This window comes from Sphingopyxis sp. (assembly GCF_035998965.1).
Taxonomy (GTDB): Bacteria; Pseudomonadota; Alphaproteobacteria; order Sphingomonadales; family Sphingomonadaceae; genus Sphingopyxis.
In genome coordinates this window covers 62,765-84,779 of the sequence record NZ_DASYHE010000093.1, presented here as the reverse complement: position 1 = coordinate 84,779, position 22,015 = coordinate 62,765, and the positions used below count along the sequence as shown (strand labels likewise).

Below are 22,015 nucleotides of genomic sequence, written 5' to 3'. Positions count from 1 at the left end.
GCTGACAGCGCTGCGACTTGCATTGGCGGGCGTTGGCTTCGAAGACAGGCTGATTGAGGGAACAAGCGATGGGTTTCAACATTTTGCGGCAAGAACGACGAGGCTGGGCCCGTCAGGCGACGCTGTTGACGACCGCGATGCTTGGCGCAGGGATCATGCTCAGCTCTGTGCCGGTCGTCGGCGCCGAACCGGGGCCGACGCAGACGGCATCGCTGGTCCCGCGCGACGCTCTCTTTGCCTCGCTTGCCTATTCCGAACTGCAGATCAGCCCTGACGGGAGACAGCTTGCTTTTCTCCACCCGTTGAATGGCGTCCTGAACGTCTGGGTCGCGCCGCTCGACGATCCCAAGTCGGCAACCCCCGTCACCCGTTTTGATACCAGGCCGCCCGACAGCTTCCAGTGGAGCCCCGACGGGCGGTACATCGTGGTGCTCAAGGATGTCGGCGGCGAGGAGCATAGCCAGCTCTGGGTCGCAAACCTTGAAAAGCGGACGGTCACCAACATGACCGCCGATCCGGCCGTGCAGACGAAGATCGTGAAGCTTTCAAAGCGCCGCCCGGGCGAAATTCTGGTTGGCATGAACATTCGCGACCGCCGCTATCGCGACATCTACCGGATCGACCTGGCGACGGGGCAGCGGACCGAGGTGTTCCGCAACGAGAGAAACTATATCGACGTCGTCGCCGATCCCGAATTCAATATCCGGCTGGTCGTTCGTGGCAATGTCGACGGCTCGTCGACCTATCTCCGTCTTGACCCCGCTGGGCCAAGCGAGTTCATGAGGATCCCGCTCGCCTCGCTACGCAATTCCAGAATTTTGAGCCTCGATGGCAAGGGCAAGCTGTTGATGTTCGACAGCCGGACCAGCGACAAGGCGAACCTCGTCTCGGTCGATCTCGCCACGGGCAGGCAGGTCTTGCTCGCCGCATCGGGACGTGCCGATATCGTCGATCCGCTGTTCGACGAAGCCAGCGGCACGCTGCTCGCGACGCGCGAAGACCCGCTGGTCAGCGAATGGACGGTGCGATCGGAGGGCGTGCGGGCCGAGTTTGCCGCGCTTGAAGCAGCGGCCGCGGGGCCGTTCAGGATTGTCGATCAGACCGCCGACAACGCGCGCTGGCTGCTCCTCGAAACGGTTCCGAACCGCCCCGACCGCTATAGCTGGTGGAACCGCAACGACCGGACGCTCGTGCCGCTGCTGTCGACGCGGCCCGACCTCGACAAACAGGCGCTGGCCCGCCGCATCCCGGTCACGATCGCTTCGCGCGATGGCCTGACTCTGCCCAGCTACCTGACGCTTCCGACCAACGCCAAACGCGGCGCCGACGGGATGCCGGTGACGCCCGTTCCGATGGTGTTGCTTGTTCACGGCGGTCCCTGGCTGCGCGACGATCTGGCGTTCGACCCGCAGCACGCCTGGCTCGCCGACCGCGGCTATGCGGTGCTGTCGGTAAATTTTCGTGCGTCAGGGGGCTTCGGCAGCGACTTCATGGCGAAGGGCGACAGGAAATGGTCGGAAACGATGCACGACGACCTGCTCGACGGGGTGCAGTGGGCGATCGACAAAGGGGTAACGGCGAAGGATCGCGTCGCGGTGATGGGGCTGTCCTACGGCGGCTATTCGACGCTCGTCGGGCTAAGTTTTACCCCCGATACCTTTCAGTGCGGCGTCGACCTGGCCGGCCCCAGCAATCTGGTGCGACAAGTCGCCGCCATGCCTGATTGGTGGACGTGGCAACGTCCGCAGTTCGTCAACCGCGTCGGCGACCCGGCAACGCCAGAGGGTGCGGCGGACTTGATGCGTCGCTCACCGATCGCGCGCGTCGATGCGATCTCAAAGCCGCTGCTCGTTACCAATGGCGCCAACGATCCGCGAGTCTTCCCCAGCCAGTCGGAAGAGATCGTCGAGGCGTTGAAGGCGCGCGGCAAGCCGGTGACCTATGCTTTCTATCCCGACGAAGGACATGTCTATGCAAAGGATGGCACCAACATCTCGTTCGCCGCAATCGCCGAGCATTTCCTGTCGAAATGCCTTGGCGGACCGGCCGAACCCTATGGCGACGATCTGGTCGGGTCGCGCGTCGAATTGAAGGCAGGGGCGCAGTTCGTCCCCGGCCTCGAAGCGGCGCTGGCGGCCATGGCGAAGTGACGGGCCGCTAGGGTTCGCCAAGATATTTGGCGAGGCTCGCGTCGGGCGGCTGCGTCAGCCCGGCCGCTTCGGCCACGTCCATCCGCAAATAGGCATTTTGGACATAGCGGATGCCCGCCCAGCGCAGCGGTTCGACCTCCCAGTTCGGCGCTTGTTCGCGGACATAGGGCGCGTGCGGACCGGGTGCACGACCGTTCACCAACCCCGCGAGCGCCCGCGCGCAGATCGCGCTGGTGATGACGCCGTGGCCGGTATAGCCATAGCTGTGGCCGATGCGCTTCACGGGGTCGAAATGGACGGTCGGCAGCCAGTCGCGCGGAATACCGAGATAGCCCGCCCATTGGTGCGTGAATTCAAACCCGTCCAGCGCGGGCCACCATTCGGTGAGCCGGTCGCGGATCCAGCCGAAATTGGCGTTTTCGCGGAGCGCGGTCTCGTCCATGTCCGATCCATATCGATACGGCGCGCCGCGGCTGCCGAACAGGATGCGCCCGTCGGCGGTGCGGGTGAGATAGTTGGTGGTGTAGACATAGGACGACAGGCACTCGCCGCCGCTCCATCCTACGCTATCCCACTGTTCGGCGGTCAGCGGCGCGGTAAGCATGATCGTCGAGGCCATCGGGATCAACCGGCGCCGATAGCCGGGCTGCGCGGTCAGATAGGCCTCGCCCGCGAGCAGGATCGCGCGGCGGGCGCAAATGGTGCCGCCCGCAGTGACCAGCGCGGGCGCCGGTCCCTCGACCGTTTGCAGTACCTCGCTACGCTCATAAATGCGGACGCCGCGCCGTTCGAGCGCGCGCGCGAGGCCGCGCACAAGGCGGCCGGGATGGATGGTCGCGCCGGCGCGAAGGCGCAGCGCGCCATGGACGTCGGTTGCATGCACTGCTGCCTGCGCCTGACCGGCGTCAAGTAGCTCGCAAGCATCGGCCATCCCCAGTTTACAATACGCATCATAGGACTGTCGGATCGAGGGCAGTTGCTCTGCGCTGCGGGAAAGCGTCAGCACCCCGACCCGATTGAACTGGGCATCGATGCCTTCCTGGTCGCAAATCCGGCCGACCTCGTCGATCATCGCCTGCTGTGCGACCAGCATCGCGCGGGCGGTCGCGGCGCCGAAACGGCGGGTCAATGCCGCGGGGTTGATCGGGAAGCGCGGTGAACACCAACCGCCATTGCGCCCCGACGCGCCAAAACCGCAAAACTGACGCTCGACGATTGCGATCGACAGGTCCGGGTTGTCTTGCAGCAGATAATAGGCGGTCCATAGACCGGAGAAACCGCCGCCCATGATCGCAACGTCGACCGTATCGTCGCCAGAAACGGCAGGTCGTGGCGTCAGATCGTCGTTACAGCTCGCGAGCCAATAGCTGCCGATGTCTGCGGCTGAAATTGTTGCGCTCATCGGGCTGCTCCGACCTCGTCAAAGACAATGAAGATCTTTTCGCTATCGCGCAGGATTTCCCAGGTTCCGCCGGTACGCGGCGGAAAATAGACAGTGTCGCCGCCGGTGATGTGCAAAGGCTCGCCATCGTCGGGCCGGAAGATCGCTTCGCCGGTAAGGAAATGGCAGAACTCGGCCTCGACCACCTGTCGGCGCCAGACCCCAGGAGTGCAATGCCAAACGCCATGGCGGCTTGCGCCAACCCCCGGCATCGCGACTGAACGCACCTGCGAAACCGGTTCCCCCAGCGGCGCAGCGACGGGTGCAATTGCACCGATGGCGAGAAGTTCGTTAGAGCGGAATAGGCTGATCGCATCAGCGGTCATTTGCGGCTCCTTTGATCAAATGGGGTGGCGGACCCGGCTGAGGAAAAGGCGAGTGCGGTCGGTTTTCGGGTTTGAGAGAAATTCAGCGGCCGGTCCCTGCTCGGCGATCACGCCATTGTCGACGAAAAGGATGCTGTCCGCCGCCTCGCGTGCGAAGGCGATCTCGTGGGTCACGACGATCATCGTCATGCCGCCGTCGGCAAGATCGCGCATCACCCTCAGCACTTCACCGACGCGCTCGGGATCGAGCGCCGAGGTTGGCTCGTCGAGCAGGATTGCGCGGGGCTCCATCGCCAGCGCCCGCGCGATACCGATGCGCTGTTGCTGGCCGCCCGACAATTGACGCGGGAAGGCGTTGCCGTGCGACACCATGCCGACCTTTTCGAGCAGCGCCATCGCGCGTGCGGTCGCTTCGGCGATCGGCAGGCCGAGCACATGGACCGGACCTTCGATGATATTCTGGAGCGCGGTGCGGTGCGGGAACAGGTTGAAGCGCTGGAATACCATGCTCACCGCCGCGCGGACCTGCGGCAGCGCGTGCGGCGTCACTGGTACGCCGTCGACCTCGATCGTCCCCGCATCATGGGCTTCGAGCCCGTTGATGCAGCGGAGGATCGTCGACTTGCCCGACCCCGAGGGACCGATCAGACACGTGACCTCGCCCGCCGCGACCTCAAAGTTCACGTCGCGCAAGACGTCGCGCGCGCCGAAGGATTTGCGGACGCCGCGCAGCCGGATCATTTGCGCGCGAACCGGCGTTCGAGGGCGCGCACGCCCGCCGCCATCGGCAGGCTGGCGGCGAGGTAGAGCAGCGCGATAAGCAGATAGACGGTGCCGTTCTTGAAGGTCGAAATCGCGAGCAATTGCCCGGCGCGAGTCAGTTCGGCGATCGTGATCGTCGAGGCGATCGACGAATCTTTCAGCAGCATGATCGTCGTGTTGCCGAGTGACGGCAGTGCGGCGGGGATGCCGAGCGGCAGCACGACGCGGCGCATCAGCACCGGCCAGGTCATGCCCAGCGCGGTGCCCGCTTCGATCAGATCTTTATCGACCGATGACAGCCCGCCGCGGAAATTTTCGGCCTGATACACCGAATAGGCGAGGCCGAGGCCGAGCACGCCCGCTGCAAAGGGGGGCAGGTCGATGCCCCATTCGGGCAGGACGAAATAGATACAGAAGAGTTGGACGATGATCGGGATGCCGCGGATGACATTGATGATCGTGCGGCTGATCCAGCGCAGCGGGGCAAAGCGCGAGTAGCCCATCAGCACCCACACGAGACCGAGCGCGATGCTGACGATCAGTGCGGCGCCGGTGAGGAGGAGGGTGATGCCCAGGCCGCGGATAAGGACCGGCAGAAACAGCACGGCGTCCGCTATAAATTCCTGCATCAGCCAAGCTCCCAATGTTGCAGAATCGCGCGTATTTCCGCTGCCTTCAGGCGCAGAATCGCGGCGTTGAGGCGCGGAAGCAGCCGACTGCCCTTGGCGACAATCAGGCAAAGATCCTCCTCGACCGGCGGCGTGAACTCGCTGGCCATGCGAACGGGCCGCTTTGGGCCAACCCGAAGCTGGTAGCGCAGGATCGGTTCGTCGCCATAGCCGGCGTCAATCCGGCCGTTGGCCAGGTCGCGAACGATTTCGCCGAGCCCGTCATAGGTTTTGACGCGGGTGACGCCGGCACCGAGCAGCTGGTCGACGAAGCGCGTGCCGACCTGCGCGCCCACACGCATCTCGCGCACCGCAGCCAGCGCCGGATAGGAACCGCGGTCCTCCTTCCGAACGACAAGTCCGCCGCCATAGGAAAAGACCGGTGCGCTGAAGTCGACGATTTCGGCGCGTTCGGGGGTGCGCTGCATCGCCGCCGCGATCATGTCGATCCGCCCCGTCGTCAGCGACGGGATGAGCGCGGCAAAGGGCGCGGCGCGATAATCGCCATTCATCCCCAGTTCGCGCAAAACGATCTGCGCGATATCGATCATCGCGCCCGTCAGTTCGTTGGTCGCAGGATCGACATAGCTGAACGGAACGCCGGTCGGCGACGAGCCGACCCACAGTTCGCCCGGCGCACGCGGCTGACGCGCGCATGCGGAAAGCGGCAGCGTGGCGATCATCCCGAGCATCGCCCGTCGCTGGATCGGCAACGCCGCCGGTCGGGAGTGCTCGATCATCGCCGCTGCCGCGCTACCGGGTCTGCGACCGATATTCGAGCGTCGTCGTCGATCGCGCCGTCTCGCGTATCCTGTCTGGCGACAGTTCGATCTTTTTGAGCTCGTTGGTCTCGTGCATCATGGTCTGGTCGGTGAGGTGCGGGTTGCCCTTGCCGTCGGGACCGACGAACAGATTCTGCCCGCCCGCATCGACGACCGAATAGAGCGCACGCCGGTCGGCACCGATTTCCATCAAGCCGACCCAGCTTTCGCCGCCGTTGTGCGGTGCCATCGTCGGTCCGAGCCGCAGGATCGCGGACAGGCGGTTTTCGGGGGCATCCTCGGCCATCTGCGGCCGTTCGGGCGTTTCAAGTGACGCATCGAAGTATTTCCAAAAGATCGGCTGCTTCCATTCGGCCATATCTTTGCCGGGGAAGCGCGGTTTGATCTCGGCAAGCGTTGCTTTGATCGATTCAATCAGAACCTCGGCGCGGTCGCGCCCGTTGAAATAGTCAATGCCGAGCGGCAATCCCGCTTTGTCGCCCTGAAAGGCGCGCAACAGCAGGCTCGATTGATAGGTCAGGTACCGTCCCTCATCGATCGTCTTCCACCAGTCGCCCATATCGTCGCCAAACACGACACGCGGCGCGACCTGAAGCCAAGCGCGATAGAGCGTCAGGCCGGGATCGTCGTATTTATGGTCGCCGTCGCGGTCCTGATAGAGCCCGTTGAAGCCGAGCATATATTCACCCGCGCGCTTCACCTCGGGATCATCGCTTGTCTCGATCGCCTGGCGCAGATAGGGCGCGAAAAAGTCGGGGGCGGCCTGGTTGCGATCGACCGCGCCGAGCGCGTTGAAAATCTTGCCGTTGAACTCGCGCATGTCGAGTAAGGTCAGCGACTGGCCTTCCTTCGCGAGCCGGTCGCCGAGCCAGGTACGGAAGGTCGCGCCGATCCGCGCATTGTCGCCTTCCTGCGACCAGCCCGTCGCCTTGCTGTTCCAGGAAAAGAGATAGCCTTGCCGCGGGTTGATCATGTGCGGCTTTTCATCGCGCGTCAGAAAGCCGGTCCAGTCATATTCGCCGGTGCCCGGCGTCGGTAGGCGGGGATCGATCCCGGCGGCTTTTTTCGGCAGCGCCCCTGCTTCGAAATAGGCTATGGTGCCATCCTCTCCGCCGTAGCAGGCGCCAACGTTCCAGCCGAGCCGGTCGACTCCCTTTTCGCGGAATTCGTCGAGGCTTTTGGCGCGGCCCATTTCGGCAAAGGCGACCCAGGTGTCGAGCTCGCGCCCTTGCACGCCCATCTGCTGGGCATAAGCGGTGCCGTTTTCGGCGTCCCAGGCGATCACCGGGCCGTGGATGGTCCATGCGACTTCGTGCGTCACGGTTGCGCCGTCCTTGACCTTGAAGGTCTCGGTGCGGTGCTCCATCGGCTTCCACGCGCCCTTGTACCAATATTCATACCGGTTCTTCGGGTTGAGTTTTTCGGCGAACATGGTGCCGGCTTCGCTGCTGCCCGACACGAGCAGCCAGCCGTGCTGCGCGCCGCGTCCCATTGTCGGGACGCCCCAGCCGTTCGAGCCGAACCCGGCGTTGTCGAAGCCGCCGCCGTGGAGGTGGATTTCGGGGCCGTCGGCGGTCGCTTCGAGCATCAGCGCCTTGCCGCTCGCTGATTTTTCGGGGCCGATGACCAGGCAGCGGCTCGCGCCCTTCACCGGCTGGAGCGGCGCCACCTGCGCCGCGGCCGACGCGGCACCGCCGGAGGGTAGCTGTGCCGGCGCTCGTACCGGCGTGGGTATGGGGCGGGCAGGGGCAAGATCGTCGCCTGCGGGGATCGTCGTCGGCGAATCAGGGTCGGAGATCGGCACGACGTCGTTGAAAATCGCCCACGCCTTTTCCTGTCCATAGCGCGTAGTCATCGCTTGCAGGAATTTCAGGTTCTGGATTTCATAGCTTTCGCGGCCGAGCGGTGCGGCACTGATCAACGCGAGATATTCGGTGAGGCTCCAGCGCGTTGGCGTGATCCCCCAGCGGATGAATTCGAGCGGGGTCAGCCGTGCGGGGTCGGCATTCACTTCGTCGATACGCTTGTTGATGCCGTCGACCATCGCCTGGATCATCTGGCGGTGTTCGGTCGCGAGCGCCTTGTAGCGCAGCATGAGCGTCGCGTCGGAAAGTCGCCGACCGCGCATCATCTTGTCGCCTTCGAGCGCCGAGGCACCCAATAGTTCGGCGCGGCGGCCCTGCGTGTTGTGCCGCGCCAGTTCCATTGCGGCGAGCCGGTCGGACGCGATCGCATAGCCCGCGCCAAACATGACGGCGTCGGACGTCTCCGCCTGCACGTGCGGCACCCCGAAATCGTCGCGATAGATGCGGACCTTTTCGGCGGCGTTCGCCTGCGCGGCCACCGCGAGGAGCAAAATGGTCGAAGCATGAAGCAAGGCGGCAGTCGAACGGCGCATCAAAGCGTCTCCCCGTATTGGTTACTTCGGCAGGAATGTCTCGGCCAAGGCGACCCACAGCGCCGCCCCCGTCGGTGAAATGCTGTCGTCATAGGCGTAGTGCGAATTGTGGAGCATCACCGACCCCGGCCCCTCGTCGCCGTTGCCGAGCAGGAGGAAGCAGCCGGGAACGATGTCGAGATAGCGTGCAAAATCCTCGCCCCCCATGCCCGGTGCGTCGAGGTCGATGAAGCGATCGGGGCCGACAACGCCGATCGCGATGTCGCGGACCCTGGCGTAAAGATCGGCCCGATTGTGGAGGGCAGGGTAGCCGCGTTCGTAGTGAAGCTCGGCGGTCGCGCCGAACGATGCCGCGACCCCGGTGACGATTTCGCGCAGCCGCTGCTCGGTCGCGTCCTGGCTGGCGCGCGACAACGTGCGTACCGTTCCGCCCATGCGCGCCTCGTCCGCGATAATGTTGAATGCGGTGCCCGCCTCGACCTTGCAGATCGACACCACAGCGGCGTCCATCGGGTCGGTATTGCGCGCGACGATGCTCTGTACAGCGACGATGATCTGCGCCGCGACGAGAACGGGGTCGACCGTCAGGTGCGGGCGCGCGGCGTGGCCGCCCTTGCCCGACACGACAATCTCGAACTTGTCGGCGGCGGCATAAAGCGCGCCCGCACGTCCCGCGAGCTTGCCCGCGGCGAGGCCGGGGCGGTTGTGGATGCCGAAGATCGCGTCCATCGGAAAGCGATCGAACAATCCATCGCGGATCATCGCGCTGGCGCCGCCGTCGGGATCGCCGCCCGGCCCCTGATAGCCCAGCGATTCCTCTGCAGGCTGGAAGATCAGGTGGACCGCGCCGTCGAAGTTGCGCGTCGCGGCGAGATGTTTCGCGGCACCGAGCAGCATCGTCGTGTGGCCGTCGTGGCCGCAGGCGTGCATCACGCCCGGCGTGCAGGACTTATGATCGGATTCGGCGAGTTCGGTCATCGGCAGCGCGTCGATGTCGGCGCGGATGCCGATCGCGCGGTCCGACTCTCCGGCGCGGATCGTCGCGACGATGCCGGTCCCGCCGATCCCGGTCGCGACCTCGTCGACCCCGAAGCTTTCGAGAAGGTCGAGGATGAAGCGAACCGTGTTCTGTTCGTGAAAACCGAGTTCGGGGTGCTGATGGATATGCCGGCGCCAGGCGGTCATGTCAGCTTCGAGTAGTGTCAGGTCAACGGACATGGGGACGCACCTCCTGGCGCAGCGGCAAGATCAGGCTAGGACGCGGGCAGGTTCGACCCCAATGCTTATTGGACATGGTTGCATGTTTGGCGGCAAATTCCATTATTTGCTCCGTCATGGTGCCGCATGCGCCGCAACCTGATAAAAGACCTGCGCCCCGGGGCCGAGGGGCAGGTCGAAGGCGACCCAGGCGACAACCATAGCGATTCCCGTGGCCATGAAGCAAAGCGCATAGGGCAGCATCAGTGCGAGCAGCGAGCCGACCCCCATCGACTTATCCCACCGCTGGCAAAAGACCAGCACGAGCGGGAAATAGCTCATCAGCGGGGTCATGATGTTGGTATAGCTGTCGCCCATGCGATAGGCCGCGGTCGTCATTTCAGGGCTGATGCCGAGCAGCATGAACATCGGAACGACCACCGACGACAAGACGCTCCACTTGGCGGTCGCCGACCCGATGAACAGGTCCATCACTGACGAGAGGAGAAGCACGCAGACCAGCAGCAGCGGCGCGGGGAGTGCCATGGCCTGCAATTTTTCGGCGCCGCTGATGGCGATGATCGGACCGATACCCGACCAGTTGAACATCGCGACGAAATGCGCGGCGAAAAAGACGAAGACGAGATAGGGGGCGATCGTCTTGACCCCTTCGCGCATCATCGCGACGACGTCGTTTGATCCCTTCACCGTTCCGATAGCGCGCCCGAAAGCGATGCCGGTGAACAGGAACAGCAGGAACAGCGCCGCAATAATCGATCCGTAGAGCGGCTGTAGCCGTATCGGGCCGACGGCATCCTGGTCGATGAAGGGTGTGTATCCGGGCCACAGGCACAAAGCGGCAAACGCTGCAACGACCAGCAGTGCGGCGATCCCAGCGTGTCGGAGCCCCCGCCGCTCGTCGTTGCTGAGTTCGCCCTTTTCGAGGTCGGCGCGCAGTTCGTTGTCGATGGCTTCGTTCCAGACGCCAAGCCGTGGTTCGACAATCCGGTCGGTAACAAACCAGATGATTGGCGTGAAAAAGACGACGATGCCGAGAATGAAATACCAGTTACCCAGCGGATTCATCGTCCAGCCGGGATCGACGATGCGTGCTGCTTCTTGCGTGAAGCCGAACAGCAGCACGTCAAGCTGGCCGGGCATTATGTTGCCGGCATAGCCCCCCGACACCGCGGCGAGCGCGGCGGCGATCCCGGCGAGTGGGTGGCGGCCGACCGAGGCGAAGAGCACCGCCGCCATCGGGATGAGCACGACATAAGCGGCGTCGGCGGCGTGGTGCGAAACCATGCCCACCACTGCGATGATCGGGGTCATGTAGCGGCGCGGGGTGTTACGCAATGAACCGCGGATCAGCGCGAAGAACAATCCCGATCGCTCGGCCACCGCGGCGCCCATCATGATCGTAAGAATGATACCGAGCGGAGCGAAGCCGGCATAAGTGCGCGGCATCTCGGTAAACAGCCGCGCGATATTGTCGGCAGAGAACAGGCTCGAAGCGCGATAAGTCAGCACGCCGCCAGCAAGTTCAGCCCCGGGGGGCGCTTCCTTGCCCGAATAGGGCAAAGAAGCGGTCCAGCCTAGTGCCGCGCCGATTGCCGATATGATCATCAGCACTACGATCAGGTAGAGGAATATGATGGTCGGATCGGGCAGCAGATTGCCGACGCGCTCGACGACGCCGAGAAAGCCTCTCTGGCGCGCGGGGCGGACGGTTTCGGCACTCATGATCGCGGCTTCCGAACCGGGCAAGGTGGATTCTCCTTCGAAAACGACATGAGGCCCGCGTGCGCGAATATCACGCGGGCCTCATCTGCCGGAACCCGGATCAGAAATTCACTTCGAGCCCGGCGCGGATGACGGGCCCGAACTGTTCGAAACCGCCACCCGACGGATCGATGACCTGCACCGATTCCATCACCGGCAGCTTTTCGTTGAACAGGTTGGTAACTCCGAACGAGAATTTGGCTTCCTGTCTGCCGTTCATCGACAGCGTGTAGGATGCCGAGATGTCGTTGTAGAAACGCGATCCTGTGCGGTCGGGCGACAGCAATTCGCGGCTGATCCCCGGCGAGATATCGGTCAAGGCCTGGCTCGACTGATAGCGTCCCTGCCAGCCGAGTGTCAGCGGGCCGTTGCTGTAGGTCAGGCCGACGACGCCCTTGTATTTCGGGTAACCGTAAAAGCCTTCGAGCACCGTAAACAGGTCCGGCCGCGATTGGAAAGTATAGGTCCGCAGGCGGTGCAGATAGGTGAAGGCGAGGTTCGTCGAGATACGCCCGCCGCCGAGTGGAAGCGCATAGAATAACTGCGTGTCGAGTCCGGACGTTTCTAGCTTCGACGTGTTCACATAGGTGCTGTTGCCCGTCGTGATGCCAAAGAAGTTCGGGCTGGCGGTATTCGACTCGCGCGTGATGAGCGAGCAGAGCTCGAGATCGGGGCCACCGGCGCGATCGACGCAGTTTTCGGCGATCTGCTGGGGACTGAGGAAACTGATCGCATCGTCGATTTCGATGTTGAACCAGTCGGCCGAAATCTGGAGGCCGGGCAGGAAGTTGGGCGTCAGGACAATGCCGGCAGTCCAGCTGTCCGACACTTCGGGGCTGAGATCCTGGTTGCCCGACACGATGAAGGGGACCCCGACCCCGCCGTTCAGCGGCGTGAACCCGGCCGGGCGCCCGAGCGCGGCGCAGTTTGCGGCGCGGTTGGGGTTGAGGCCAAGGTTGGTCTGGGCGCAGGGGTCATTGACATTCGTCGTCTGCCCTTCGCTCGGACGGAAAGCCTCGAAGATGTTCGGGGCGCGGATGGCGCGGCTGATCGTTGCGCGCAGGCGCAGGCCGTCGGTGGGCTCCCAGATCGCGCCTGCTTTCCACGACGTCGCTTGTCCGGCATGGCTGTAATCGGCGTGGCGCACCGCGCCCTCGATCGACAGCAATTGAAAGAAGGGCATGTCGGTCAGGATCGGGACGCTGAGCTCGCCGAAAAATTCGGTAACGTCGTAGCCGCCTTCATAATCCTGCGTTGCCGCCTGGTTGGTCAGGCCCGCCTTGACCAGCGGGTCGGTCGTGCGGCCATTGCGCTCCTTGCGATATTCGGCGCCGAGAGCGAAGCCGACGGCACCGCCGCCCGGCAGGGTCAGGAATTTTTCGGTATCGCCCGCAAGTGAAAAGCCCGCGGTCGTCTGGCGGATGAATGCCTCAGACACGGTCGTCGTCTTGACGAAGTTGCGGGCTTCCGGCGAACTGGCGGTCGATCCAAAGGGGTTGAACGGGGCGCACATAGCCGACCGGCTGCAGCGCGGGAACGTCGGCGCGGCATCGGATCAGCCCGGACGCGGGATCGACCACTGCGTCGAGTGCGGCGAGGAAATTGGGAACGACGAGTCGGTTGTAGCCGATGAACTTCGCCTTGGTGCGACCATAGGTGCCGTAAACATCATAGCGAAGATCGGCAAAACCCGTTTCGAACTCTCCCTTGAGGCCGCCAACGAATGACAGGCTGTTGCGATCAACCTGGCTGAAGCGCAGGCCGACGTCGGTATAGAGACGGTCGAGGCGCAAGGTCGTCGCCCCCGCTGCGAGAAGACGTTGACGGAAGTCCTGATTGAGGAAGGCGTTTTGGGCGATGTTGATCGCAGCGCCCGAGCGGATCACTGGCTGGCCGCGGCCATAGCTTGAGGTGTTATTGTAATCGACGCCGAAATAGCCGCGCACGCTGTCACTGAAATCATAATGCGCACTAAGGTTGAGGTTGTATCGTTCGATATCGGGAACGATCGAAATCGAATCGTCGAAGCGGAAGCAGGCGACGCCGCAATTGTCGAAGATGCCGAACAGGCTACCGTCGGTCAGACTGGGTGTCGGGAAGGGGCGGGCGGTGCCGTCGTCGTTGAACACAAAGCGACCAAGGCCGCCGGTATCGTTGCCGAAGCCCACGACGCCATAGCCCGAGAAGCGCAGCGCCTCGCCGCCCGGGACGACGATCATGTCGGGGATACCGTCGTCCGGACCCGTGTCGGCAGGATTGAGCATCGCGACATAATTTTTCATATCGGCCTGGCGCGGCGTCAGTTCTTTGACCTTCGTATAGTCGCCAGCCACCGTGATGTTACCGCGGCCATCGCCAAAATTCATCCCGGCGATGAGGCTGGCGCCATAGGTCAGCCCTTCCGAGCCGCGCGCGGGCTGCGAGCCGTTGAACGACAGGCGAAAGCCGTCGAAATCATCCTTGGTGATGATGTTGACCACGCCCGATACCGCGTCCGAGCCATAAATCGCCGATGCACCGCCGGTAATGACCTCGATGCGCTCGATCAGATTGGGATTGATCGAATTGAGGTCGATGGCGGTGCTGTCAGTGGCGCCCGCGACGCGGCGCTTGCCGTTGACGAGCACCAGGGTGCGGTTCGACCCGAGGCTGCGCAGATCGACGAGAGCAAGGCCGCCGCTGTTTTCGCCGCGCGAACCCGAAGCGCCGGTCTGCTGGCTTTGCTGCATGCTGCCCGAAAAGCCGATCGACGGCTGCTGCGCGAGCGCGCGGCCAATGTCGAACTGGGCATTGTTATTGTCGAGGGCTTCCGAGGTCACGACGCCGACGGGGGTCGGCAGGTCGAGGACGGGTCGACCGATGCGCGACCCGGTCACAACGATGTCACTTCCACCCTCTATGGCCTGCTCATCGGCCGGTGCGACGATGGCGTCCTGAGCCTGCGCGGTGCCTGCCAAGCTCGCGCACAGCGCAATGGCGAAAAGCGACGTGGAAATTTTGAGCTGGCCGCTCTTGGCTGCCGTTGCCGGTCCCTGGATCATGTTTTTTCTCCGCCCTTAACCCTGCCAGAACCGTCCGTTCGTCGGTTAGTGCTAGGGTCCAGCCTGTCTATGGACATGCGGACATCGATCCCAATGCCGGTTCGACATAGAATCATTCGTGCGGCGTGAGCGGCGTCTGCGCAGCATTGTTGCGCAGTGCGCGTCGCCATACTGGCGTCCTACAGGGCGGCTTCGGCCTTCAAGCGATTCTTCAGCATCGTCCAGAAGGCCTCAACGCTCGGGCTCCGCCGCGCGATCGGTTTGTAGATGCGGATTTCGATCGGGACGTGCCAGCGGGCATCGCCCGCCGAGACGAGGCGGCCGCTTTCGAGGTCTGCGGCGGCGACGCTGAGCGGCGCCCAGCAGACCCCGCGCCCGTCACGCGCCATCGACAGCAGCGCGGTTGCCATATGCGATCGGAACACCGTGCGTAGTGACGCCGAACCCGCCGAAATCACCTGTGCCGCCTGCAAGATGCGGCCCATGCCCGACTTTTCCTCGAACTCCAGATAGGGGAGTTGCTGGTCGCCGCTGCCCGGCAGGATGTGTGTGGGGCTCCCGTCGCCGAGCGGGGCGGTCACGGGCAGCAGCACATCCTCACCGAGCGGAAGCGAGGCAAAGCCCGCTGGATCGAGCCTATGCTGCGCGGCCGTATGATGATGGCAGAGCAGGAAATCGGCCTTGCCTTCGAGCATGAAGCGTTCGCAAGCGACCATATGGTCGGCGATCAGCGTGATCGTGCCCGCCTCCTGCCCGTCGTGCAGGCTGCGGAGCCAGGCTGGAAAAAAGGTCGTCGACAGCGCGTGCGTCGATGCAGAACGGATTTCGTTGCTCAGCGTGCCGCCGATTTCGCGGACATGATCGCGGCCCAGCGTGAGGCGCCGCATGATTTCTTCGGCGAGGATGCGAAAGGCCTGCCCGGCCTCGGTCAACGCGATGCGGTGGGTATCGCGATCGACGAGCGTCGCACCCACCCAGTCCTCGAGCGCGCGGATACGGCGGCTGAAAGCCGGCTGGGTGAGGTTGCGCGCTTCGGCTGCGCGGGAAAAATTGCCTTCATCCGCTAACTTGATGAAGTCCTCGAGCCACATGATATCCATTTGATTCCACTCGTCGCATCAATTGATACTGTCCCGGCATTGGCTTCGTCCGAACCGCTGACGGTAATCCCTGCCCGCGAAACCGCAGAAGGGTATGAAGAATGTCGGCGCCAAAAACGCTCTATGACAAGATCGTCGACGAACACCGCATATTGTCTTTCGACGAATCCGGCGGCGCCGGCGAACGATTATTGCTCTATATCGATAGGACGGTGCTGAACGAATATACAAGCCCCCAAGCGTTCAGCGGTCTCCGTGCGGCCGGACGAGCCGTCTGGCGCCCTGCCGCGTCGCTGGGGGTCGTCGATCATGTCAATTCGACCAACCCCGACCGCGCGGCGGGCGAGCTCGACGACGGCGCGCGGCGGCAGATCGAATATCTGGGCGAGAATGGCCGCGATTTTGGCATTGAAATTTTCGACCTGTTCGACCCGCGGCAAGGGATCGAGCATGTCGTCATGCCCGAACTTGGCCTGGTGCTGCCGGGCATGGTGATTGCCGCGGGTGACAGCCATTCGACCACATACGGCGCGTTCGGCGTCGTCGGTTTCGGTATCGGCACGACAGACATCGAACATCTGCTTGCGACGCAGACGCTCGTCTATCGCCGGCTCAAAACGATGCGCATCACGATCGACGGGACGCTGGCGCCAGGCGTCACCGCAAAGGATCTGATCATGGACGTGATCCGGAAGATCGGCGCCGATGGCGCGACCGGCCATGCCGTCGAATTCGCCGGTCAGGCGATCGACGCGCTCGGTGTCGAGGCGCGCATGACGATCTGCAACATGGCGGTCGAATGCGGTGCGCGGGTCGCGCTGATGGCACCCGACGACAAGGTTGTCGATTATATCTCCGGCTGTCCGCGCGCGCCGTCGACAGAAATGCTCGCGCTCGCGCGCACCGATTGGCGGGCGCTGCGCAGCGATCTCGGCGCGCGATTCGACAAAGAAATCAAGCTCGAAGCCGGCGATGTCCCGCCGATGGTAAGCTGGGGAACAAGTCCGGATCAGTCGCTGGCGATCACCGGCGCTGTCCCCGATCCGGCGGAACTGCCTGCCGAGCGCCGCGCCGACGCGATCCGTGCCATGGCCTATATGGACCTTGCGCCGCGCACGCTGTTGCAAGACATCACGATTGATCGCGCCTTCATCGGATCATGCACCAACGCGCGTCTGACCGACCTGCGCGATGCCGCGCAGATCTTGAAAGGTCGCAAGGTCGCGCCGGGGGTTCGCGCGATGATATCGCCAGGCAGCAGCGGCGTCCGCCGGGCCGCCGAGGCGGAAGGAATCGATCGCATCTTCATTGACGCGGGTTTTGAGTGGCGCCGCTCGGGCTGTTCGCTCTGTCTCGCGATGAACGACGACAGCCTTGCGCCTGGCGAACGCTGCGCATCAAGCACCAACCGCAATTTCGAGGGGAGGCAGGGCATTGGCGGTCGCACGCATCTGATGAGTCCTGCGATGGTCGCGGCAGCAGCGGTCACCGGAAGGCTCGCCGATGTACGGGTGCTCGCGGCAGAGGATATTTCCTGATGGAGTGTTTCATCCGGCTGTCGGGCCGCGCCGCAGCGATGCCCGCCGCCAACATCGATACCGATGTCATCATGCCAAAAGCCTATCTGAAGGGGATCGACCGTTCGGGGCTGGCGATCGGCCTCTTCCATGATCTTCGTTTCGATGAAGATGACGCGGTGCGACGCGATTTCATTTTAAACCGCGCCGACATGGCGGAGACGCGGTTCCTGATCGTCGGACCCAATTTCGGCTGTGGCTCGTCGCGCGAACATGCGGTGTGGGGGATGCTGCAATATGGCATCCGCGGCATCATCGGCTCCTCCTATGGCGCGATTTTCGCCGACAATGCCGCGAACAACGGGCTGCTTCTCCTGTCGCTGCCCGCGACGGAAATCGCGGCTCTCACGGCAGAGCTCGACGAAGGCGCAGGGGATATGACCGTTGATCTCGAAACACAGCGCATCGAGATGGGTGGCTATGCCGCCGGTTTCGACATCGATCCCGCGACGCGGCAGGCGCTGATGCTAGGGCTCGACCGGATCGGTGAGACGCTGATGCACGCCGAGCGCATCCGCGCGTTCGAGAAGGCCTATCTCGGTCGCAAGCCCTGGCTTATGAGTGCCGACAGTGATGAGCATGAGACCTGAATATCCCGATCTTATGCCCGGTTTCCGCTGGCAGGACATCGACGCAGGCGGCGTGCGCATCCGGACCGCGGTTGGCGGGGTGGGGGCGCCGCTTCTGCTGCTCCACGGCCACCCGCAGACGCATCTGACCTGGCACAAGGTTGTGCCGGCTCTTGCAAGACGCTTCACCGTCGTCGCGACCGATCTGCGCGGTTATGGCGACAGCGAAAAGCTGCCGGGCGATCCGGCGCACGCGAATTATTCGAAGCGCGCGATGGCGGCTGACCAGATCGCGGTGATGGCCACGTTGGGCTTCGACCGCTTCGATGTCGTTGCCCACGATCGCGGCGCGCGTGTCGCGCACCGGATGGCGCTCGATCATCCGGACCGCGTTGCGCGGCTCGCCCTGCTCGATATCGCGCCCACAGCGACGATGTACGCAGAGACGAACCGCGAGTTCGCAACGCGCTATTTCTGGTGGTTCTTCCTGATTCAGCCGTTCGACCTGCCCGAACGGATGATCGCGGCCGACCCCGACCATTTTCTCGATTGCCACCTTGCGGGCCAGATCAAGATCGAAGGCTCGCTCGACCCGCGCGTCGTTGCCGAATATCGCCGCTGCTACCGCGACCCGGCGACGCGCCACGCGATCTGCGAGGATTATCGCGCCGCCGCGAGCATCGACCTGGACCATGACGCCGCCGACGTCGATCGTCGGATCGAGGCGCCGGTGCTTTTGTTGTGGGGCGAATATGGCACGGTCGGAACGCTCTTCGACGTCATGGCAAGCTGGCAATCGAAGGCCGTCGATACGCGCGGTCGCGCGCTGCCCTGCGGCCACAGTCCCCAGGAAGAGGTGCCCGAATTGTTGCTGACGGAACTGGACGCGTTTCTCTCTGAACCCTAGGGGGTGCGGGGAGGCTGGCAGGATCGATGATGCACAAACGCGCCACCATCATATCGGCGGAGTTCACGAGTTTCGTCGGGCGCGGCGCGCTGGATACGGCTTGCCTGCCGCCCGAGCCGATCGTCATCGGGTTTGGCGACATGGGCGAACCGGCGGTCAGTGTTTTGGCGGCCGATAATGTAAGCGAAGGCGCAAGCAGCCACATTCTCCTCTTCGCGATCAGCCGCCCTGCGTGCCTCCGCATGTTCGGCCTGTTGCCGAGCGTGACAGGGAGCTGGTATCTCGCCGCCGATCTCCGCGAGCTGGGCCGAGCGCTGGTGGCGGTCGAAGGGGAAAGCGAGGTGGCTAGCATGTTGCGCGTCGCGCGAAGCATGGAGTTGCTCTGCCGGTTGTTCGGTGCTCTCGAGCAGCATGAGATGGTCGAATATCATGGCAGGACGACGCTCAGCCTAGTCGACGCAAAGCGCGTCGCCGCTGCACACCAATTGGTCAGCGAAAGCTGGCAGGAATCGTTGACCGTTGCCGATGTCGCGCGGCGCTCGGGACTTGGTAAAACAAAGCTCACCCAAGGCTTTCGCGAAATGTACAAATGCACAGTCGCCGAGGCGGTGAGCGAGAGGCGATTGGCCAATGCCCGCTCGCTGTTGACGCTTAGCGACCTGCCTATCTCCAGCATCGGATATCGCTGCGGGTATCACAGCAACGCGAGTTTCACCCGCGCCTTCGCGCGCCGTTTTGGATTGACGCCGACCGCAGTGCGGCAGCGCGAAAAGACGTTCGCGGTTAGCCTTGGCGATCCTGACGACCTCGTCATTCGCGGCGATTCCTGAACGCTGCCAGTCAGCTCGCGGTCAGGGGAAACCGAAGAGTGGATCGGCAGCTAGGCGCCTGTTCTAGGCCGTTCGAGGGTATCTGACGCGATCTGAAACCGGCCATCCAGTCTATATGGCTTAGCCCGAATTTTGTTTGGCTTGGAAAGAAGAAATCGTGCTTGTCGCGAGGTGCGGTTGCGCGCGATGATAGAGCTGCCAGCTTTGCTTCGGCTCATGGGATGTGAAGGCTTTATACTGGGGGGATCATGAAGGGCTTTGCATTGGGGACCGCTCTCTCATTTGCCGCGTTATGCGCGCCGGCGTCGGGTGAGACGCCTCGCAGCGGGCGCATTTTTGTCGATCCCGATAGCACGACGTCTCAGGCCGCCGCGCGGCTAGAAGGTCAATCGCGGCACGACGCCCTTTTGTTGTCCCGCATCGCATCGGCGTCATGGTTCGCCGGTGGGACGCCCGACCTGGTGGAAGCCAAAGTTCGCGACATCGTAGATCGTGCTACGGCGGCGGGGCAGGTTCCGGTTCTTGTTGCGTACAACATTCCGTTTCGGGACTGTGCGCTCTATTCGGCCGGCGGTGCGTCGGACAGCGCGGCTTATCTTGCGTGGGTCAAGAGTTTCGCCGCCGGCATCGGCAAGCGTCACGCCATCGTCATTCTCGAACCCGATGGCCTGGGCATCATACCCTGGCACCGGACGCTCGACGAGACGGTCGAACATTGTCGGCCCGCCGGGCAGGACAGCCGAGCGGCTGATGCGCGATATGAACAATTGCGCGGCGCGGTCGCGATCCTTGCCGCCTTGCCCAATGCGCGCGTGTATCTCGATGGAACCGGTAGCAGCTGGCTTGCGCCTGGCGAAGCCGCAAACCGGCTGGTCAAGGCCGACGTTGCGCGCGCGACGGGTTTCTTCCTCAACGTTTCGAACTTCGAAAGCGACGCACGCGTTATTCCTTATGCGCGCTGGGTCAGCGACTGCATCGCGCTCGTGACGCGCGGCGGCCTCGATGCGCGCGCCTGTCCCAGCCAATATGCACCTGCGGATTTCAAGGATCATACGACTTGGGGCGCGACCGATGCCGCATTTGACCGCTTGTTCGAAAAAGCCGGGCTGAAGCGCGACCCCGCGTCGCAAAAACATGCGGTGATCGATACCAGCCGCAACGGCAGAGGATCCTGGCATCCGCCGGTCGGCAAATATTCGGATGCCGAAGTCTGGTGCAACCCGCCGAACCGGGGGCTGGGTCGCCAACCTACGCTTGAAACGGGCAGCCCCTATGTCGATGCGCTGCTGTGGATCAAGATTCCCGGGGAATCGGATGGCCAATGCCATCGCGGACGCGGTGGTCCGGCGGATCCAGAGCGCGGGCTGATAGCACCGTCGGCGGGGTCTTGGTTTCCGGAACAGGCGCGCGAATTGATCGAATTTGCGAACCCGCCGATCTCACAGGATCGATAGGCGGCACTATCGCGACTTTGATTATCCGGTCGAGGAGGGCGGGGCGGTTGAAGCGCGAACGAGCAATTCGTGCAGATGATCGCGGCGGCGCGGCGCGTCGCTATCGGTGTCCGCATCGAGCATGGCAATGAGCCGGTTGGCCGCGTCCCATGCCATTTCGCGCACGGGTTGATGGACGGTGGTGAGCGGCGGCCAAGCGGTTCGCGACACTTCCGAATTGTCGAACCCTGCGACCGAGAGATCTTGCGGAACGGAAAGACCAAGGTCGCGCGCCGCTGCAATCGCCGCGACCGCCATGTCGTCGTTCTGGGCAAGGATCGCGGTGGGGCGGAGCGGGCCGTCCAAGAGCTCCCGCGCGACCCGGTAACCGACGTCGTAGGTGAAGTCGCCCGTGCCGACGAGCGAATCGTCGATCGCAACCCCCGCTTCGTCAAATGCCTGCCGATAGCCTTCCAGTCGCCCGCGGCTTGCGGCGTGGGACGGGTCGCCCAGAATGATCCCGACGCGTCGATGCCCGAGCGACAGGATATGTGTGGCAACCGTATGGCCTGCCGCGACCTCGTCCATCGCAACCACCAGCCCGCGGTCGAGGTCGCTGTGCGGCGTGATACGAGCGTAAGGAAGTCTTTGCCGTTCGATCATGTCGAGCAGCACCGGCTGGTCGCATGCGGGCGGCGCCAGCAGCACCCCGTCGAGCCCGGCGCGCAACAGAAGTTTGCCGAGTTCCTCGGGCCGACTGGCGACATGATTGAAGGGAAGCACGACGAGGCGATAACGCTCGTTTTCAAGACGACCGAGCGCGCCGTTCTGCAGTTCGACGACATAGCTCGGGCTGGGACGTTCGTAGGTCAGCCCGATCAGATACGAGCGCCGCGCGATCAGGCTCTGCGCGGCGAGGTTGGGATGATAGTCGAGCGCGGCCGCCGCCTCCTTGACCTTGCGGCGCACCGCTTCGCTGACGTGCGGGGCGTCGTTGAGCGCGCGCGACACGGTCTTGGGCGTGACCCCGGCGACCCGCGCAATATCGACGA

At 63.7% G+C, this 22,015-nt stretch carries 18 protein-coding genes; 6 read left to right on the top strand and 12 right to left on the bottom strand.

Annotated features, from left to right (window positions below):
- The first annotated feature begins 68 nt into the window (after nt 1–68).
- Nucleotides 69–2,150, top strand: coding sequence for a S9 family peptidase (locus VGN68_RS16645; protein ID WP_327478159.1), 2,082 nt, complete (start codon nt 69–71; stop codon nt 2,148–2,150).
- Between the two features lie 7 nt (nt 2,151–2,157).
- Here VGN68_RS16645 and VGN68_RS16640 read toward each other — a convergent pair whose 3' ends face one another.
- From VGN68_RS16640 to VGN68_RS16590, 11 genes are all read right to left on the bottom strand, one after another.
- Complete coding sequence (locus VGN68_RS16640; RefSeq protein WP_327478157.1) at nt 2,158–3,552, bottom strand: FAD-dependent oxidoreductase; 1,395 nt, start codon at nt 3,550–3,552, stop codon at nt 2,158–2,160.
- Nucleotides 3,549–3,917 (bottom strand): cupin domain-containing protein, encoded by a 369-nt coding sequence (locus VGN68_RS16635; RefSeq protein ID WP_327478155.1) that lies wholly within the window; start codon nt 3,915–3,917, stop codon nt 3,549–3,551. Before VGN68_RS16635 ends, VGN68_RS16640 begins: the two co-directional genes overlap by 4 nt.
- A 15-nt stretch (nt 3,918–3,932) precedes the next feature.
- On the bottom strand, nt 3,933–4,658 hold the full coding sequence (locus VGN68_RS16630; protein WP_327478153.1) for an amino acid ABC transporter ATP-binding protein: 726 nt from the start codon (nt 4,656–4,658) through the stop codon (nt 3,933–3,935).
- Nucleotides 4,655–5,308, bottom strand: a complete 654-nt coding sequence (locus VGN68_RS16625; protein WP_327478151.1) for an amino acid ABC transporter permease — start codon at nt 5,306–5,308, stop codon at nt 4,655–4,657. The genes VGN68_RS16630 and VGN68_RS16625 overlap by 4 nt, the downstream gene beginning before the upstream one ends.
- On the bottom strand, nt 5,308–6,087 hold the full coding sequence (locus VGN68_RS16620; protein WP_327478149.1) for a transporter substrate-binding domain-containing protein: 780 nt from the start codon (nt 6,085–6,087) through the stop codon (nt 5,308–5,310). The genes VGN68_RS16625 and VGN68_RS16620 overlap by 1 nt, the downstream gene beginning before the upstream one ends.
- A 13-nt stretch (nt 6,088–6,100) precedes the next feature.
- Nucleotides 6,101–8,527 (bottom strand): penicillin acylase family protein, encoded by a 2,427-nt coding sequence (locus VGN68_RS16615; RefSeq protein WP_327478147.1) that lies wholly within the window; start codon nt 8,525–8,527, stop codon nt 6,101–6,103.
- A 21-nt stretch (nt 8,528–8,548) separates the two neighbouring features.
- Nucleotides 8,549–9,745, bottom strand: coding sequence for a M20 aminoacylase family protein (locus VGN68_RS16610; RefSeq protein WP_327478145.1), 1,197 nt, complete (start codon nt 9,743–9,745; stop codon nt 8,549–8,551).
- A 114-nt stretch (nt 9,746–9,859) separates the two neighbouring features.
- The gene (locus tag VGN68_RS16605) at nt 9,860–11,491 is read right to left on the bottom strand and encodes an AbgT family transporter (protein WP_327478143.1); all 1,632 of its coding nucleotides are present in this window, start codon (nt 11,489–11,491) and stop codon (nt 9,860–9,862) included.
- A gap of 76 nt (nt 11,492–11,567) precedes the next feature.
- The gene (locus VGN68_RS16600) at nt 11,568–12,944 is read right to left on the bottom strand and encodes a TonB-dependent receptor domain-containing protein (protein ID WP_327478141.1); all 1,377 of its coding nucleotides are present in this window, start codon (nt 12,942–12,944) and stop codon (nt 11,568–11,570) included.
- The gene (locus VGN68_RS16595) at nt 12,937–14,547 is read right to left on the bottom strand and encodes a TonB-dependent receptor plug domain-containing protein (protein WP_327478139.1); all 1,611 of its coding nucleotides are present in this window, start codon (nt 14,545–14,547) and stop codon (nt 12,937–12,939) included. The genes VGN68_RS16600 and VGN68_RS16595 overlap by 8 nt, the downstream gene beginning before the upstream one ends.
- A 179-nt stretch (nt 14,548–14,726) precedes the next feature.
- Complete coding sequence (locus VGN68_RS16590) at nt 14,727–15,647, bottom strand: LysR family transcriptional regulator (RefSeq protein WP_327478137.1); 921 nt, start codon at nt 15,645–15,647, stop codon at nt 14,727–14,729.
- Nucleotides 15,648–15,748: 101 nt separating this feature from the next.
- On the opposite strand from VGN68_RS16590, the gene leuC reads away from it, so the two are divergent.
- The 5 genes from leuC (at nt 15,749) to VGN68_RS16565 (ending at nt 20,984) form a co-directional block, all read left to right on the top strand.
- Nucleotides 15,749–17,185, top strand: coding sequence for a 3-isopropylmalate dehydratase large subunit (leuC, locus tag VGN68_RS16585; protein WP_327478135.1), 1,437 nt, complete (start codon nt 15,749–15,751; stop codon nt 17,183–17,185).
- Nucleotides 17,185–17,814, top strand: a complete 630-nt coding sequence (gene leuD, locus VGN68_RS16580; RefSeq protein ID WP_327478132.1) for a 3-isopropylmalate dehydratase small subunit — start codon at nt 17,185–17,187, stop codon at nt 17,812–17,814. The genes leuC and leuD overlap by 1 nt, the downstream gene beginning before the upstream one ends.
- Nucleotides 17,798–18,700 carry an alpha/beta hydrolase gene (locus VGN68_RS16575; RefSeq protein ID WP_327478130.1) on the top strand — a complete coding sequence of 301 codons (903 nt, stop codon included), beginning with the start codon at nt 17,798–17,800 and terminating at the stop codon, nt 18,698–18,700. Before leuD ends, VGN68_RS16575 begins: the two co-directional genes overlap by 17 nt.
- A gap of 26 nt (nt 18,701–18,726) precedes the next feature.
- Nucleotides 18,727–19,530: an AraC family transcriptional regulator gene (locus tag VGN68_RS16570; RefSeq protein WP_327478128.1), complete on the top strand. Its 804-nt coding sequence runs from the start codon at nt 18,727–18,729 to the stop codon at nt 19,528–19,530.
- A gap of 248 nt (nt 19,531–19,778) precedes the next feature.
- Complete coding sequence (locus VGN68_RS16565) at nt 19,779–20,984, top strand: glycoside hydrolase family 6 protein (RefSeq protein ID WP_327478126.1); 1,206 nt, start codon at nt 19,779–19,781, stop codon at nt 20,982–20,984.
- A gap of 21 nt (nt 20,985–21,005) precedes the next feature.
- Here VGN68_RS16565 and VGN68_RS16560 read toward each other — a convergent pair whose 3' ends face one another.
- Nucleotides 21,006–22,007, bottom strand: a complete 1,002-nt coding sequence (locus tag VGN68_RS16560; RefSeq protein WP_327478184.1) for a LacI family DNA-binding transcriptional regulator — start codon at nt 22,005–22,007, stop codon at nt 21,006–21,008.
- Nucleotides 22,008–22,015: the final 8 nt, after the last annotated feature.

What these genes read in the sequence shown, in the direction of transcription:
- VGN68_RS16610 (WP_327478145.1), bottom strand. Translation starts at nt 9,745, where the DNA reads ATGTCCGTTGACCTGACACTACTCGAAGCTGACATGACCGCCTGGCGC.
- VGN68_RS16590 (WP_327478137.1), bottom strand. Translation starts at nt 15,647, where the DNA reads ATGGATATCATGTGGCTCGAGGACTTCATCAAGTTAGCGGATGAAGGC.
- VGN68_RS16635 (WP_327478155.1), bottom strand. Translation starts at nt 3,917, where the DNA reads ATGACCGCTGATGCGATCAGCCTATTCCGCTCTAACGAACTTCTCGCC.
- VGN68_RS16645 (WP_327478159.1), top strand. Translation starts at nt 69, where the DNA reads ATGGGTTTCAACATTTTGCGGCAAGAACGACGAGGCTGGGCCCGTCAG.
- leuC (WP_327478135.1), top strand. Translation starts at nt 15,749, where the DNA reads ATGTCGGCGCCAAAAACGCTCTATGACAAGATCGTCGACGAACACCGC.
- VGN68_RS16575 (WP_327478130.1), top strand. Translation starts at nt 17,798, where the DNA reads ATGAGCATGAGACCTGAATATCCCGATCTTATGCCCGGTTTCCGCTGG.
- VGN68_RS16595 (WP_327478139.1), bottom strand. Translation starts at nt 14,547, where the DNA reads ATGATCCAGGGACCGGCAACGGCAGCCAAGAGCGGCCAGCTCAAAATT.
- leuD (WP_327478132.1), top strand. Translation starts at nt 17,185, where the DNA reads ATGGAGTGTTTCATCCGGCTGTCGGGCCGCGCCGCAGCGATGCCCGCC.
- VGN68_RS16640 (WP_327478157.1), bottom strand. Translation starts at nt 3,552, where the DNA reads ATGAGCGCAACAATTTCAGCCGCAGACATCGGCAGCTATTGGCTCGCG.
- VGN68_RS16565 (WP_327478126.1), top strand. Translation starts at nt 19,779, where the DNA reads ATGAAGGGCTTTGCATTGGGGACCGCTCTCTCATTTGCCGCGTTATGC.
- VGN68_RS16615 (WP_327478147.1), bottom strand. Translation starts at nt 8,527, where the DNA reads ATGCGCCGTTCGACTGCCGCCTTGCTTCATGCTTCGACCATTTTGCTC.
- VGN68_RS16570 (WP_327478128.1), top strand. Translation starts at nt 18,727, where the DNA reads ATGATGCACAAACGCGCCACCATCATATCGGCGGAGTTCACGAGTTTC.
- VGN68_RS16620 (WP_327478149.1), bottom strand. Translation starts at nt 6,087, where the DNA reads ATGATCGAGCACTCCCGACCGGCGGCGTTGCCGATCCAGCGACGGGCG.
- VGN68_RS16630 (WP_327478153.1), bottom strand. Translation starts at nt 4,658, where the DNA reads ATGATCCGGCTGCGCGGCGTCCGCAAATCCTTCGGCGCGCGCGACGTC.
- VGN68_RS16625 (WP_327478151.1), bottom strand. Translation starts at nt 5,308, where the DNA reads ATGCAGGAATTTATAGCGGACGCCGTGCTGTTTCTGCCGGTCCTTATC.